Annotated in this window: 11 protein-coding genes; 2 read left to right on the forward strand and 9 right to left on the reverse strand. The window is 50.8% G+C overall.

Annotation, left to right across the window (positions count from 1 at the left end):
• Nucleotides 1-64: 64 nt before the first annotated feature.
• The 4 genes from map to H70357_RS22110 form a co-directional block, all read right to left on the reverse strand.
• Nucleotides 65-811, reverse strand: coding sequence for a type I methionyl aminopeptidase (map, locus tag H70357_RS22095; protein WP_038594183.1), 747 nt, complete (start codon nt 809-811; stop codon nt 65-67).
• A gap of 211 nt (nt 812-1,022) precedes the next feature.
• Nucleotides 1,023-2,747 (reverse strand): assimilatory sulfite reductase (NADPH) hemoprotein subunit, encoded by a 1,725-nt coding sequence (cysI, locus tag H70357_RS22100; protein ID WP_038594186.1) that lies wholly within the window; start codon nt 2,745-2,747, stop codon nt 1,023-1,025.
• An 18-nt stretch (nt 2,748-2,765) separates the two neighbouring features.
• Nucleotides 2,766-4,619, reverse strand: coding sequence for an assimilatory sulfite reductase (NADPH) flavoprotein subunit (locus tag H70357_RS22105; RefSeq protein ID WP_038600195.1), 1,854 nt, complete (start codon nt 4,617-4,619; stop codon nt 2,766-2,768).
• A gap of 244 nt (nt 4,620-4,863) precedes the next feature.
• Nucleotides 4,864-6,342: an MDR family MFS transporter gene (locus H70357_RS22110; protein WP_052092187.1), complete on the reverse strand. Its 1,479-nt coding sequence runs from the start codon at nt 6,340-6,342 to the stop codon at nt 4,864-4,866.
• Nucleotides 6,343-6,496: 154 nt separating this feature from the next.
• Between H70357_RS22110 and H70357_RS22115 the strand changes: the two genes are divergently transcribed.
• Entirely contained in the window at nt 6,497-7,057 is a 561-nt protein-coding gene (locus tag H70357_RS22115) for a PadR family transcriptional regulator (protein ID WP_038594189.1), read from the forward strand.
• 113 nt (nt 7,058-7,170) lie between these two features.
• On the opposite strand, the gene lspA is transcribed toward H70357_RS22115, so the two are convergent.
• Nucleotides 7,171-7,662 (reverse strand): signal peptidase II, encoded by a 492-nt coding sequence (lspA, locus tag H70357_RS22120; protein WP_038594192.1) that lies wholly within the window; start codon nt 7,660-7,662, stop codon nt 7,171-7,173.
• A 180-nt stretch (nt 7,663-7,842) separates the two neighbouring features.
• On the opposite strand from lspA, the gene H70357_RS22125 reads away from it, so the two are divergent.
• Nucleotides 7,843-8,526 (forward strand): DUF421 domain-containing protein, encoded by a 684-nt coding sequence (locus H70357_RS22125; RefSeq protein WP_038594195.1) that lies wholly within the window; start codon nt 7,843-7,845, stop codon nt 8,524-8,526.
• Nucleotides 8,527-8,595: 69 nt separating this feature from the next.
• Here H70357_RS22125 and H70357_RS22130 read toward each other — a convergent pair whose 3' ends face one another.
• From H70357_RS22130 to H70357_RS22145, 4 genes are all read right to left on the reverse strand, one after another.
• The gene (locus H70357_RS22130) at nt 8,596-9,570 is read right to left on the reverse strand and encodes an aldo/keto reductase (RefSeq protein WP_038594198.1); all 975 of its coding nucleotides are present in this window, start codon (nt 9,568-9,570) and stop codon (nt 8,596-8,598) included.
• 179 nt (nt 9,571-9,749) lie between these two features.
• Complete coding sequence (locus tag H70357_RS34495; RefSeq protein ID WP_052092188.1) at nt 9,750-13,013, reverse strand: ATP-binding protein; 3,264 nt, start codon at nt 13,011-13,013, stop codon at nt 9,750-9,752.
• Nucleotides 12,991-13,371 carry a response regulator gene (locus H70357_RS22140; RefSeq protein ID WP_038594201.1) on the reverse strand — a complete coding sequence of 127 codons (381 nt, stop codon included), beginning with the start codon at nt 13,369-13,371 and terminating at the stop codon, nt 12,991-12,993. Before H70357_RS22140 ends, H70357_RS34495 begins: the two co-directional genes overlap by 23 nt.
• Before the next feature lie 60 nt (nt 13,372-13,431).
• Nucleotides 13,432-15,063 carry a GGDEF domain-containing response regulator gene (locus H70357_RS22145; RefSeq protein WP_038594203.1) on the reverse strand — a complete coding sequence of 544 codons (1,632 nt, stop codon included), beginning with the start codon at nt 15,061-15,063 and terminating at the stop codon, nt 13,432-13,434.
• Nucleotides 15,064-15,285 lie beyond the last annotated feature (222 nt).

Consider the following 15,285-nt stretch of genomic DNA (forward strand, 5'->3'; position numbering starts at 1 on the left):
CATGAGCAGCTGACCGGGCTTACCGGCAGTACTTCCAACCAAATTACGATCCAAACACTTAAGATTACAGCTCCGTCAAAATAATCGTTCCCTGCGGAGTTATCGCCAGGGTGTGCTCGTATTGCGCCGACAAGCCGCCGTCAATCGTCCGGGCTGTCCACCCGTCCGCATCTACCTTTGTCCGGTAGCTTCCGGTATTGAGCATCGGCTCAATGGTGAAGACCATGCCTTCCTTGAGACGCGGTCCTTTGCCTGCAGGTCCGTAGTGAGGCACCTCAGGGGCTTCATGCATTTCGGAGCCGATGCCGTGCCCGATAAAATCACGGACGACTGAGAACCCGTTCGACTCGGCATACACCTGAATGGCATGGGCGACATCGCCGATCCGGTTGCCTGCAACTGCCTGCTCTATGCCCTTGAACAGTGACTCCTTGGTCGTTTCCAGCAGCTTCGCTGCCTGATCGCTGATGTTGCCTATCCCGTAGGACCACGCAGAGTCGGCCAGCCAGCCATTCAGGTTCACGACCATATCAATCGTTACAATGTCACCGTCTTTAAGCGGCTCATGTTTGGGAAACCCATGGCAGATTACATCGTTCACGGATGCGCAGGTTGCGTAAGGATATCCATGATACCCTTTTTGCTCAGGTGTTGCCCCTTGGGAAAGAATGAACTTCTCAGCAAACTGGTCAATTTCCCAGGTCGTAATTCCGGGTTTCAGCATTCCGGCGATTTGCCGGTGGCATTCAGCAAGAATCTTGCCGGCTGCACGCATTTTTTCGATCTCTTCCATCGATTTCATGATGATCATCACATTCGCCTCTTCTGTACAGAACGCATTACTCACTATAATGGCTCTTAGATATGTTATGGGTACTCTTTATATTATGTAAGAAAACCGCCGAAAATCCAAATTCATTCTTCGATTATGTAAATTGAACTTATAATTCTTCTGTTTGGGGATTGCCCGTAAAAAGGAACCCATCCTCCGTGTTGCATTGGAGAACAGGTTCCTTTGTTAGTCAGTCATGGAAATTAAGCCCCGAGGTGACGGCCTTTACATAGCCGCTGCGGATAACAAAATCTCCGAAATGTTCGCCCGCCGCGCGTTCTTTGGCAAAGCGTTGAAGAATAGGCCCCAGCGTTTCAAGAATTTCATTCTCGTCGATATTTTCCTTGTACAGCTTGTTCAGCCTGTCTCCGGTAAAGCCCGCACCCAGATACATATTATATCTGCCCGGAGCTTTGCCGATAAAGGCGATTTCCCCCAGTGCCGGTCTGGCACAGCCATTCGGGCAGCCGGTCATGCGGATGATAATCTCTTCGTTGCGCAGGCCCGCTTCATCAATGATCAGCTCCAGCTTATCGAGCAGGAGGGGAAGATAACGTTCCGCTTCGGCCATGGCAAGACCACAGGTTGGCAAAGCTACACAGGACATAGCGCTGCGCCGCAGAGCGGTGTGCTGCGCTCCGTCGGTCAAACCGTATTGCCGGGCAAGTTCGTCCACCTTACGTTTCTTCGCACTGCTCACATTGCCGATAATCAGATTCTGATTCGGCGTCAGACGGAAATCCCCGGTGTGTATCTTAGCGATCTCCCGCAGTCCGGTCATCAGCGGATAACCTTCCTGGTCCTGAATCCGCCCGCTTTGGATATACAACGTCAAATTCCATTTACCGTTGATGCCCTTCACCCAGCCGTAACGGTCACCGTTATGGTCGAAATGGAATGCACGGGCAGCCTCCAGCTGCCAGCCCAGCCGGTGATGCAGCTCGCCCGTAAACCAATCCAGGCCATGGCGGTCGATGGTATATTTGAAACGGGCATTTTTGCGGACGGAGCGGTTGCCATAGTCACGCTGAATCGTGACCGTCTTCTCCGCCACATCAATCATCTGCTCCGGCCGGCAGAAGCCGATCACCCGCCCAAGCTGGGGATAGGTGTTCGTATCGCCGTGCGTCATGCCCATCCCGCCGCCAACCGAAACATTAAATCCTACCAGCTTGCCTTCCTCCAATACCGCGATGAAGCCAAGATCCTGGGAGAAGACATCGACGTCATTGGAGGGCGGCACTGCCAGACCGATTTTGAATTTGCGCGGCAGATAGACCGGACCGTAGATCGGTTCCACTTCTACGCCTTCCTTGCTGTCCACAACCTTCTCGCCGTCCAGCCAGATTTCATGGTATGCCGGAGTACGCGGGGATAGATGATCGCTGATCTTCCGGGCCCATTCGTACACTTCCGCATGCGTTTCGGACTGATACGGATTCGGGGCGCTCATCACGTTGCGGTTGACATCCCCGCAGGCTGCGAGTGTGGTCATCAGCGTATCGTTAATGGTCTTGATCGTCTTTTTCAGGTTCCATTTCAGCACACCGTGCATTTGAAACGCTTGTCGTGTCGTCAAACGGAGTGTGCCGTTGCCGTATTTATGGGCAAGCTCATCCATGACCAGCCACTGTGCTGCAGTAGCGACTCCGCCCGGAGCCACCACACGCAGCATGAACTGATAGGCCGGCTCCAGCTTGGAGCGCTCACGCTCACTGCGCAAATCCCGGTCATCCTGCATGTAGCTGCCATGAAATTTGAGCAGCCGGTTGTCATCCTCTGGCAGTCCTCCGGTTACCGGGTTGCCCAGTGTCTCCACAAGTGCGCCCCGCAGGTAGTTGCTCTCAATCTTTATATGTTCAACATCACTAGGCGGGCCGCCGATCGGCTTCACCGCTGATTCATTATTCGCCATAGCTGAACCTCTCCTCCCTTAATACACATCGCGCTGATAACGCTGTTCCTGCTGCATGTGCTCCAGGTAAGCTGCTGCCTCTTCCGGGCTTAAGCCGCTCTCCCGCTGGATCACAGTGACCAGTGCGGAATGAACATCATGGGCCATATGCTTCTCGTCACCGCATACATACACATGAGCACCTTCCTGCAGCCAGGCATACAGCTCACGGCTCTGTTCCAAAATGCGGTGCTGTACATATACTTTCTCTTCCGTATCCCGGGAGAACGCAACATCCAGCTTGTTCAGCACGCCGTCCTTAAGCATTCTCTGCCAATCCGTCTGATAGAGGAAATCGGTCACGAAATGCCGGTCGCCGTAGAACAGCCAAGTTCTGCCGCTTGCGCCCTGCTCTTCCCGCTCTTCCAGGAAGGAACGGAATGGCGCTACCCCCGTACCCGGCCCGATCATAATCACGGGAACCTCGGAATTGGCCGGAAGTTTGAAATTCGGGTTGTTCTGAATATAGATCGGAAGGGTATCGCCCGGCTGTACCCGTTCAGCGCAATGGACCGAGCAGACGCCGTAACGGTCACGGTCATGTGATTCGTACCGCACCGCGCGAACCGTGAAATGAACCTCATCGGGGTTCGCGTTATAGCTGCTAGCGATCGAATACAGTCTTGCGGGCAGCTTGCGCAGAATGGTTACAAAGCTGCGTGCAGGCACTTCCCATGGTGCGAAATCCTGGACCAGATCCAGCAGATCACGTCCCTGGATATATGACTTCAGCTCCTGCTGATGATCCGGAGCAAGCAGCGCATGAAGCCCTGCCGATGCGGTCAATTGTGCCGCCTGTTCCAGCAGCGGCTTCGTCAGGACTGTAATTTCATAATGACGCAGCAGCGCTTCATGCAGAGTGCCTTCCTCCCCCTTCTTATTAAGGGGAACAGATTCATCGCTATTCCAGCCCATAGCGGCAATAATATCCGCCACCAGCTGAGGATGATTCTCCGGGTACACTCCCAGCGAGTCGCCCGGCTCGAAGCTCAGATTGGAGCCGGCAAGCGACAGCTCCAGATGGCGGGTCTCGCGGTCAGAGCCGCGTCCGTTCAGATTAAGATTCTCCAGCACTTCAGCAAGGAAAGGATGGTTGCGTGAGTAGGCTGAATCCGGCGACTCCGCATGTTCAGCTGCCTGTACCGCTTCCCCGGCAATTGCCGGGGCATTCTGCGGACCGCTCAGTGAGCTGATGACCTGCTGGAACCATTCCGCTACCGGCTCATCGTAATCGAGATCACAATCGACGCGCGGGCTCAGACGCCGTCCGCCCAGCTCTTCGAGACGCTGATCGAAATCCTTGCCGGTCTGGCAAAAGAACTCATAGGAGGTGTCGCCGAGCGCCAGTACGGAATAACGCAGATGATCCAGTTGGGGCGCTCTCTTGCTATAGATAAATTCATGGAAGGCCCGGGCATTATCCGGCGGTTCGCCTTCGCCGTGCGTGCTGACCAGCAGCAGCAGATTCTCGACCTTCTTCAGACCATTCGGCTTGAAGCCGTTCATTGCCGACACGGTAACCTGGAAGCCCTGCTCCTCCAGCTTGCGGGACAGACTGGACGCCAGACGCTGGCAGTTGCCGGTCTGAGAACCGAACAGCACCGTCACTTCGCGGGAGATTTGCGGCTGTGCCGCCGGGGAGACGGCTGCTGCAATCCCCTCTGCTTGCAGCGGCGTGCCAGTGGAAACCACTGCCGCATTTCCCTGCAAGGACAACGCGGACAAATATCCGCCGAGCCAGATCTGCTGCGTCTCTGTCAATGTCGGCAGAAGGCGGTTCAGAAGCTCAACCTGGTTCTCGTTAAATGGACTGTTCGTAACTTGTAGTTGCACCAATATCGACCTCTCCTTAACATGAAATCTAGTTCCCTCTTAACCTCATGTGATCAGGCTATCATAATTATATGAAACGATCAACGAACTCTCTTTATCATAAAATTTGGTTTTATTAGTAATATTGCCTATAAAACGCGTAAAAGCTGCTTAAATCAGAGTAAATGACCCCGATTTAAGCAGCTTCATTACAATTAATGATAACTTGCATTAGATAAAATGATACTTAATATTCAGCTTTTGATTACTGATTCGCGATCTTACGGACATGGGTCTGCATTTGCAGAGGCGTTGTTCCTCCTTTGCGGCGCAGCAGAAGCATGAGCGGAAAACCAAACAGTACGATGATGGCAGCGACGACAAATACATCATTTACCCCCATTGTAAATGAGAGCAGGGTGATCGAATCAGAACTCGCTGCACCGGACTCAACGAGCTCTTTGGAGTGGATCACAGATCTGCTCGACAAGAGTGAAGTGAATACGGCGATGGCCAATGAGCTTAATACATTGCGCACCCAGTTGTTGATCGAAGTTGCATGACCTGACCATTCCACCGGAATCTCCTCCATGGATGCCGTGCTGCTTGGAACATTGGCCAGACCGATCCCCAGATTGCGCACAACCATCGCCCACAAAATAAAGTTGTGCGAAACATCCACATGCAGCCTGCTCAGCATAAACAAACCGGCAAAGATAAAGGCAATTCCTGCGGAAATCAGCTTCACCGGACCGAACTTGGGATACAGCTTGCCCACAACCGGGCTTAACAATGCCAGCAGGATGGATGAAGGCAGCAGAATTAGTCCTGTTTTGAGGGTCGTGGCGCCTTGCACAGTCTGCAGGAAAAGCGGCGTTAAGTATGTGCCGGCATACATCGCCACCGTTACCAGACTATAGATGCACAGCATAGCCGTGAACCGCCGGTTCTGAAATACGCGCAGATTCAGCAGCGGCACTTCCGTCCGCAATTCACGCAGGACAAACAAGAGGAGCAGAACGATCCCGGCAGCGATTAACAATAGAGTTCTCCAGGAACTCCAGCCCCAGCTGCTGCCTTGGCTAAAAGCAGTCAGAAGCGCGAGGCTGCCCGTCACCACCGTAATCAGGCCGGGAACATCGAATGACTTCGGTACATTCATCCGGTAGTAAGGGATCAACAGTTGGGTTAATATAATAGCCACAAGTCCCACCGGGATATTAATCAGGAACAGCCAGTGCCAGCTGGCATACTGCAGCAGCCAGCCGCTGAAGGTCGGCCCGATGGCCGGCGCAACCATTGCGGACAGCGACCACAGGCTGACGGCGAAGGGCCGGCGCTCAATCGGAATGACCTGAAAGATAATCGTCATCGTGCAGGCCATAATCAGTCCGCTGCATGAGCCTTGAAGCATCCGGAAAATGATCAGCATCAGCGGGTTACCCGATACGGCGCATAACAGGGAGAACAGTGTAAAGCCCGATAAAGCGAACAAATAAAGTCTCTTATAACTGAATCTGCCGCCAAGATAACCGGCCAAAGGTGCCGTTACACCTGTTGCCAGCATAAAGCCGGTAACCATCCACTGCATCGTGTGCAAGCCGGTATGGAAATGATTCATTAGTAGGGGAACAGCAATGTTAATCGTTGTGGTGCTTAAGACAGAGACAAAGTTCCCGAAGAATATGGCAATCATAATCGGCCAAAAAGGAACTTTGCCTCGTCGTTCATGGTTCTCTTCCATGGCAGTTCCTCCTCATCATTATTTATATGTCTACTTTTACATATGTGAGTTAACTTAAATAATGTTATAATCGAATCTACAATATGTCAATGATGACATAGTAGTAATACTCCTAATGAAAACGGATTAATTTGGATTGGAGGAACTCATAGTAATGAATACTCTGTCTTACGGGCTCCTTGCCCTGCTGACTGCCAACTCGCTGTCCGGATACGAGTTAACGCAAAGCATTAAGCCGCTATGGCGGGCGGGCCATAGTCAGATTTATCCTCTGCTGGTGAGTATGGAGCAGAAGGGATACATCTCCTACGAGCGGATCGAGCAGTCAGATAAGCCGGATAAAAAAATATATACGATCACGGATGCAGGACTTGAACAATTGCGGGAGTGGGTTGAGACGCCGGCTGATCCCCCCGTGTTGCGGGACGAACTGCATTTCAAGCTGTACAGCCTGTGGCTCGCAAGGCCGGAGGAGGCTAAGGCGCTGCTGGTAAGGCGTGCGGAATTCTGCAGGAGTGAGCTGGACCGGTATAACCTCATGATTAAAGCTAATGAAGCCCTGTGCCAGGAGCGCGGAGAAACCCGCGAGCTTACGGCAACGACGTTCGGGCGGTATTTGCTGCTGCGCAAGCGGGTAATGGATATGGAATCTTCTGTAGCCTTTTGCGAATGGGCCATCGGGGAACTTGAATCGAACGCCGGTCCGCTGGAATAAAGGTTCGATGTATTGCAGCAAATGATAAGTAAATCCCAAAGAAATAGGGTTGTCCATAGTCATAATAATGACTAATAGGACAACCCTATACTTAAAACCGGGGGTAAGAACAGTCACACCTGTCCGGTGCCGCTGCCTTTCACCCGTCTTCTCTTGGCCGTGCTGCTCTTCACCTGATCGATAATCAGATGGATCACGATCAGGATGCCGCCGGCATTGATTGCCAGATCGGCCAAATTCATGATGCCGCCGCCTTCCCCGAATACAAGAAAATCCGTAACCTGATGAAAAATTACGCGGTCTATTGCATTGCCGATAGCACCGCCCACCAAAAATCCGCTGGCGGCTTCAAGCAAGGGCCCTCGCAGCACTCCTTTACGCCGGTAATAAAAAATCGCGACTACAAATACTGCCGCAACAATCGAAAAATACTTCCCAAAACCCTGAAAAGAACTGAAGGCCGCACCACTGTTCTCATAATAAGTAAATTGCACGTAAGGGTTCCAGAACGGAATGGTCTCCCCCAGCTGCATGTTTAACCGCACCATCCATTTAGCAGCCTGGTCCGCCAGTACCACCAATATTGAAATCAGGTAAAAAAGCATCTCTGTGCCCCTTTCACGTCTGTTAGAATCACTCCATTAACGGGTTCATAAAGACAGCTTATCACAGAGCACCACCCGGATTCACCTTTGGGAGTACAGATAAGGAGAAATGTTACATTCGAAAGCGTAATGGTTAAACACTCTTAGATTATAAATCGTTTATTTGAGGGTGGGTGCCAAATGGAATACGGAGCGATATTCATCAAGCTGATCGCGGGTTTTATCGGGTTATGGGCAATGACGAGATTGCTGGGCAAGAAGGAAATCTCCGCTTTGACACCTTTTGACTTTATCTCTGCAGTGATTCTGGGTGATTTGGTCGGGGACACCATATATACACCAGAAAATTCCGTGCTGATGCTGATCTTTACACTGGCTGTTTGGACCGTATTATCCCTGACGTTCGAGAAGGTTACCCAGCGAATCCGCGCGCTCCGCAAACCGCTTGAGGGCGAACCGGAAATACTGATCCGTGACGGAGAGATCGATCTGGTCAAGCTGCGCAAGAACAATCTTGACTTCGACCAGCTGAGGATGATGCTGCGGGCTAAGGATACTTTCTCTGTCAGTGAGGTCGCTTATGCCATCTATGAGACGAATGGTTCTTTGAGCATTATGAAAAAGCCGCAATTTGAGGCAGCCACCCGCGAGGATCTGGCTGTTTCCATACAGGAAACCACGCTGCCCCAGAGTATTATTGAGGACGGGATCATTCAGCGGCGTACGCTAAGCGAACTTGGCCATGACGAGGCCTGGTTGGATTGCGAGCTGCGCAAACTGGGATATTCGGGCCCGCAGGCTGTAGCTTATGCTGAAATCACTGAAGAAGGCGAGTTTGCCGTGGTCTCCTCGGTTTCCCACTAAAGAAACCAAAAAGAGGATATGCCCGGTGTTCGGACATATCCCCACTCTATCAGAATCTTGCTGAATGGTTTACCAGGCGTAGGCCTCCGGAGCCGGACGTCCCGGTCCCGGGAATATTTCATCCAGCTTCTTCAGCGTGACTTCATCCAGAACGATTTCAGTCACGCGCAGCGAATCCTCGAACTGTTCAATAGTTCTCGGTCCGATGATGGGCGCAGTCACGGCTGGATTCGCCAGCACCCACGCCAAAGCTACCTGATCCTCATGCTCGCCAAGCTCCTTGCAGAGGGCAGAGAACTGCTCCAGCTGGCTGCGGTGCTGCTCCAGCTTGGCGGAGCGGGCGCTGCGCACGCCGGTCTTGGCCAGCGCGTTGCGGCCGAGGAGACCGCCCGCAAGCGGACTCCACGGGATGACGCCAAGTCCCAGTTCCTGCGATGCCGGTAGCACCTCAAGCTCCGGCGTCCGTTCGAGCAGATTGTATAGATGCTGCTCGGAGACAAGGCCCAGGAAGTGGCGCGCTTTTGCCTGCGCCTGAGCATGTGCAATATGCCAGCCGGCAAAGTTGCTGGAACCGATATAATCCGCCTTGCCCTGGGAGACCAGGATTTCAAAAGCACCCCATAACTCATCCCAGGAAACATTGCGGTCGATATGATGCATTTGATACAGCTCAATATGATCGGTCTGCAGACGTTTCAGCGAGCCCTCGAAATGTCGTCTGATCTTATAAGCGGATAAGCCCGAACCTGAATTGGGACCGTCCTGCTCATCAAGCATGTCATTGTAAACCTTGGTCGCCAGCACCACCTTCTCGCGCCGTCCGCCCCCCTGCTGAAACCAGCGTCCGATAATCTCTTCGGTCCAGCCGCGCCGTTCCTGGCCGCCATAGACATTCGCAGTATCAAAAAAGTTAATGCCCGCATCCAATGCGGCATCCATGATCCTGAAGGCGTCCTTCTCCTCGGTTTCCGGACCAAAATTCATCGTGCCGAGACATAACTGGCTGACCTTTAAACCCGATTTCCCCAAATAACTGTACTTCATCGCAATTCCTCCCATTCATCCCTGTATGGTTGTCCGCATTCCCTCCCACTATAAGCCTTAGAGTCCACTTTAAGGCAAGCTTTTTTTTCAGAAAAAAAACAGACCGTTTGTGCATGGCCTGTTCTTCTAATCCTTTTATAAATAATCATTTCGATAAGTGCTGCTACAAAATAATTCTCCTATTCCCCATCATGACCGCTGTCCGGAAACAGCACTTCTCCAGTTCCCTGTTCAATCGCTATGATTTCCTGCAGGGTAACCGACAGATCACCAGGGGGATAAGGTTTGGTCAAATACTTCTGAACATTGTTCATCAGACTTTTATCTGTTTTGTCCAGCGCCGAGGAAATAACTATCGGAACGTTCGCTGTCCGCTCATCATCCTTCAGCATGCGGATCAGGTCCCAGCCATCCAGCTCATCCCCCAGCATCAGATCCACGACAATCGCCACAAAAGGTGTCTTCAGTGCCTGATCAAACGCCTGCTGCGGATGATAATGATGTGTCACCCGGAAGCCTTTGCCCTTCAATTCCTCCGACAGCAGCAGGGAAAGACTGTAATCATCCTCTACAATCATTACGTTCGGCTTCGTTTCCTTCTCCGAATTCCATTTATAAGGCTCATCTTCATGCCGGCTGCCGCTATGATTCAGAACCGGAAGACTGAACCATACAGTGGTGCCTTCGCCTTCCACCGAATCAATGCCGATCGCACCCTTCTGCTTCTCAATGATTTCCTTGCAGATGGCCAGGCCTAGACCTGTTCCGCCGATCCGTTTGGATGCGCTGTTGTCTACCCGTCTGAATTTCTGGAACAAATGGCCGATCTGATTCTTAGGAATCCCCAGCCCGTGATCCTGGATCTCCACAATAATCCGCTCGGGTTCATTATGCAGCAGCACCTTGATCTCATTGCTGTTCGGTGAGAACTTAATCGCATTGCTAAGCAGGTTGGTCAGTACCTGGACAATCTTGTCCTTATCCACTTCCACCTCTGCATTCCGCGCTGCATCCTCCAGCAGAATATGGTGGGTGCCACTCAGTTTGTACTGGTCAATGACGCCGAGGACAAGCGAGCTCAGATTGACAGGCTCGGCATTGTACTGCTGGGTGCCTGATTCCATCCGCTGCAGATCCAGAAAATCATTGATCAGATCGGTCAGCCGGTGCGCCTCCCTATGAATGGTCTCCAGATATTTCAGCTGCTTCTCCGGCTTCATTGTTCTGGATAACAGCAGCTCTGTGAAGCCGAGCACACTGGATAACGGTGTCCGCAGCTCATGGCTGACCGTGCTGACCAGTTCGGATTTCATCAGATCCAGCTCATATTCCCGGGTAATGTTCCGGTGCACAAACAACGTCCCGAAGCGGATCTCGCGGCGGAATACCGGAATAGCATATACCTCCACATGTTTCATCGCTTCCGTGCCTATGGAATATTTGATCGTGCTAGAGTCAAAGAATGTTTCGGACATCGCCGTTTGGTAGAACAGCCGCAGATCATCCTGCTCATTGGCCCTGTGGATGAAATGTTCTGTCCAGCGTTCCTTAAGGACTACTTCCCCTTCAGTCCATTCATCGTACCCGAACAGCTGGCCAAGGGCCTTATTCATCTGCAGCATCGTTCCGTCCATTTGGACAAACTGAATTCCTTCATTGACGTTATTGACAATGTCCCTGTTCAGCATCCGGCCATCTTCGATTTCTTCATACATGAACAGCCGCTCAATGGCCAGCGCCACCCGGTTCATCATACCTTGAATCTCGTCGGTTTCTTCTTCGCCAAAGGAATGTCCGATCCGGGTACCGCAGAATACAGCCAGCACTTCATCATCAGCATTGACAACCGTTGTGTAGTAATCATAGGAATATATGCCTTCCGGAGAAATGCCCTGCTCCCGTAAGGATGCCGGACGTTTTGTAATATAGGATTTCTCCGTTTGCATGCGGAACAGCATATCATTATTATCACTATCAAGATAACGTTCCACATTCTCCAGAGGTACGCCTTTAACGACGGCAATTTTGTCTTTGACCATCAGGAAAAAGCTCGAGTCGAACGCATATTGCTCATTCATAAACCGGATAAACTTTTCGGCGAACTCCTGCTTGTCCAGAGTATAGGTAATGTCATGATTGAGCTGATTGCTCCGCTCCAGCAGAATCTTGGTTTGTTCCGTCTTTTTCAGGGTATCCGCCAGCTCCTGCTGCACACTTTTCATGGAAGAAATATTGTTGGCGATGAGAATGTACTGGTAGACATGGCCTTCATCATTCAGATAAGGCATCGCCGTCAAATGCAGCCAGATCACCGAACCGTCCTTGGCCCGAATCTGAATCTCGTCGCTCCATACCCCGCCCGTGTTCAGCTTGTGGAGAATTTGCTGCGCCTGATCACCTGAAATATTATTAAGCTCGAACAGCCTGAAGGTGTGACCGATGATCTCCGGGTTCTTATACCCCGTATACTCGCTCAGATTCTCATTAGCATAGGTGAATACGCCTTTGTTCGAAAGAATAGCGACTGCGGAGGACTGATCCAGCGCCTTCATCATGCTCTCGATCTCGCTTAAAGACCGTTCCAGCTTAAACTGCTGATCCTGAAGCTCATCCTGCTGCGCATGCAGTTCTTCGTTCTGCATCGTCAGCTCTTCTTCTTTGTCCTGTATGCTTCTCGCCATATTCAGGAATGCTTCATAGAGCCGGCCGATTTCATCCTGCCTCTGAAGCTTGCTTAGCAATACAGACCGGCCTTCCGCAAGCGAATTAGTTGCCTCCTCCAGCTTCACGATCGGATCAATGAGAACCTTCAGGATCCTCCAGATCATCAGGGTGAATAGAAGCAGCAGGAAGCTGCTTAATACGAACGACGCAATAGTAAACGAATTAGCTTGCTTAATGGAATCGGCAGCCATTTCGTTCAATTGTGCATCTGAGCGCGCTTTGTATTGCTTCGTGTATGAAAGAAACTCATTTACCGCCTGGGTGTTGCCATCCTGTGCCAGCGCCCGCAGCGTAACATAATTATCTTGCTCGACCAGAGCGATCGCCTTAGGCAGCGTAACTTTTTGATAATTTTGACTGTATGCCGTCAATTGGTCCTTGAACTGCAATTCTTCCGGGGACAGCTTGAGCAGGGAATACGTATTAAGGACTTCCCCCAGCTTCTGCAGTGCTTCATAGGCGAGCTTCAGCTCATTATCATTTTTCAGCGCCGTGTAGCCTCTGACCCGAAAAAAAACATCATTCAGTGTTGTTGCCAGTTCATTGATCGTCTCCGCCTTGTTCTGCAGCACTTCACGGTCATGGCTCAACTTGTTCTGCTGAGAAGATATATAGAAGAACAAGAGCAGGCCAGTCAGCGCGATGAGAACAAATAAGCCTGAAATAATGCGGAAATATTTATCTTTGATGCTCAAATTAACGAATTTTTTTCTTTTCACCAAGAATACCCTCCACGATCTGCAGGAGCTCTGTCGGACTGAACGGCTTAGGCATGAAATAACGCGCGCCCGCCTCCCTGGCTCTGCTCCGGTCCATTTCCTGCGCCTTGGCGGTCAGCATCATTATCGGCGTGGAGTTCTTCATGTCCTCGTCCAATTCAGACAAAACTTCAATACCGGTCATTTCCGGCATCATATAGTCCAATATCACCAGATCGTAGAGATCATCCGATAGCTTGGCAAGCGCCTCAACCCCATTTTCAGCGGTACGAATCTCCACATCTTCGAGGTCCTCCAGCGTATCTTCAATCAGCATGCGCAGAACATCTTCATCATCTACTACAAGTACTTTTTGCATCTTTCTCTCTCACCTTTCAATGTACCCTAAACCATTATCTGCGTTTCAGCGCTAAATGTTTCAGAACAAAAATCTGTGGGCCAGCCGTTCAATTCTTATGAGCAGCTCCGGCAAGTGAAACGGCTTAATGACATAATCATCGGCGCCCATTTGCAGGGCATGTATGATATCCCGCTGGTCGTTCCGCCCGGTCAGCATGATCACGAGAGTATTCACTTCCGGATAACTGCCGCGGATCCGCTCAAGCACCTCCAGCCCATCCAGCTCCGGCATAATGCCATCAAGCAGGATAATAAATTTCTCCTCGGGAGCATACCAATCCGACTGGAGAAACTGCGGGCCGTTAGAATAGCTGCTTACTTTCACTTTGGCAATGCTCTCCGGCTCCCAAGCTTGGAACTGATGGGTCACTATTCTGCGGATCAGCGGATCATCGTCAACGATGATGACATTCAGAACCGACTCCAGCTTGCCTGCCGGCAAATGCTCGTCATACAATGTGGTCTGGTTTCTGCCGGCATGTTTGCTGGCATACAGCGCCTGATCCGCTTCGTCAATAAGTTTATCGGCATTGAGATGTAATTCCGTTACCTCTGTGATCCCGGCGGAGAAGGAAACATTAAATCGTTCATTTTTGGCCCAAAACTCTTTTAAGGAAAACTTCTGCTGAATCCGTTCGATGACAAGCAAGGCCGATGCGGCATCGGTATTGGGCATGAACAGGGTAAACTCTTCACCGCCATAGCGGCAGAATGTATCCTCCACCCGGATGGATTTCAGCACCAGCTCGGAAAAAGTCTGAAGTACCTCATCTCCGACCAGATGGCCGTAGCTGTCATTCACATGTTTAAAGTAATCCAGGTCCATAAGCGCAAGTGAAAACGTCCGAGCGGTCCGCCTGAAATCAGAGATCAGCTGCTTCATCGTTTGATTAAAATATTTGCGGTTAAAAGCCCCGGTCAGCTCATCCACGATTATGGATTTTTGCCATTCAAGCTTCAGCTCAAAGCGGTTCTTAATGAGTACCAGGAACAAATCAATATCTACAGGCTTCGGAATATAATCCATCACCCCCAGCGAATAGGCATACATCTGCACATCCTTGGAATGTTCACCGCTGACGATAATAATCGGAATACGCTCTTTCTTCGCCTTGCCGATGATTTGTTTCAGGACATCAATCCCGCTCTGATCGGGCAGCAGGATATCCAGCAGGATCATGTCCGGCTTACTTTCATAAAAAATTTTGAGTCCCCGTTCGGCGGATAATGCAATACTCACAAAATAGGACTGCTTCTCCAGCGATTCCCTTAAAAAGGCCACCAGCTCTACATCATCATCAATGAGCAGAATTTCGTATTGCTTCTTGCCGTCAGGCAACATTGCCGCTTGCAACCCCGGGACAGGTATTGCTCCGTTCATCAATTGCTCATCAAAAAGCCCCAGCAAAGGATACAAATAATCCCCCCACTCGGCCTCTGTCCAATTTTTATAAGATTCATCCGAGAAATAAAGCAATGTGCTGCCGGCATACTCCTCCACCAGGTGAAGGTCTACCGTTCCGGCCGTGCCCTTCAAATTATGCAAAAAGCGGTAGATTTCCTTTTCCTCGACGTCTGGCTGTTCCGACCACTTTTGCAGGGTTTGCCTGGTACGCTGCTCAACCAGCTCTTTGTATTTTCTCGTTGTCATAGTTACTCCTTCAGACGATCATGTCAATCTATCGGTTGATCATATATTTTTAACACTGTCAACTGTATTCTAATGAAATTAGGGCATAAGATCAAATTTCTGATCAGACTGACAAAAAACCTTTGGTTGATGACTGCAACATCATTTGCAATAATAATTGCAACGGTTCATTCCGTTAATGCGGCGGATGAACAGAGAATAGATAAATAGGAGGCTTTTTCA

It is taken from the genome of Paenibacillus sp. FSL H7-0357 (assembly GCF_000758525.1).
Lineage (GTDB): Bacteria > Bacillota > Bacilli > Paenibacillales > Paenibacillaceae > Paenibacillus_AQ.

What these genes read in the sequence shown, in the direction of transcription:
- map (WP_038594183.1), bottom strand. Translation starts at nt 811, where the DNA reads ATGATCATCATGAAATCGATGGAAGAGATCGAAAAAATGCGTGCAGCC.
- cysI (WP_038594186.1), bottom strand. Translation starts at nt 2,747, where the DNA reads ATGGCGAATAATGAATCAGCGGTGAAGCCGATCGGCGGCCCGCCTAGT.
- H70357_RS22110 (WP_052092187.1), bottom strand. Translation starts at nt 6,342, where the DNA reads ATGGAAGAGAACCATGAACGACGAGGCAAAGTTCCTTTTTGGCCGATT.
- H70357_RS22115 (WP_038594189.1), top strand. Translation starts at nt 6,497, where the DNA reads ATGAATACTCTGTCTTACGGGCTCCTTGCCCTGCTGACTGCCAACTCG.
- lspA (WP_038594192.1), bottom strand. Translation starts at nt 7,662, where the DNA reads ATGCTTTTTTACCTGATTTCAATATTGGTGGTACTGGCGGACCAGGCT.
- H70357_RS22125 (WP_038594195.1), top strand. Translation starts at nt 7,843, where the DNA reads ATGGAATACGGAGCGATATTCATCAAGCTGATCGCGGGTTTTATCGGG.
- H70357_RS22130 (WP_038594198.1), bottom strand. Translation starts at nt 9,570, where the DNA reads ATGAAGTACAGTTATTTGGGGAAATCGGGTTTAAAGGTCAGCCAGTTA.
- H70357_RS22140 (WP_038594201.1), bottom strand. Translation starts at nt 13,371, where the DNA reads ATGCAAAAAGTACTTGTAGTAGATGATGAAGATGTTCTGCGCATGCTG.
- H70357_RS22145 (WP_038594203.1), bottom strand. Translation starts at nt 15,063, where the DNA reads ATGACAACGAGAAAATACAAAGAGCTGGTTGAGCAGCGTACCAGGCAA.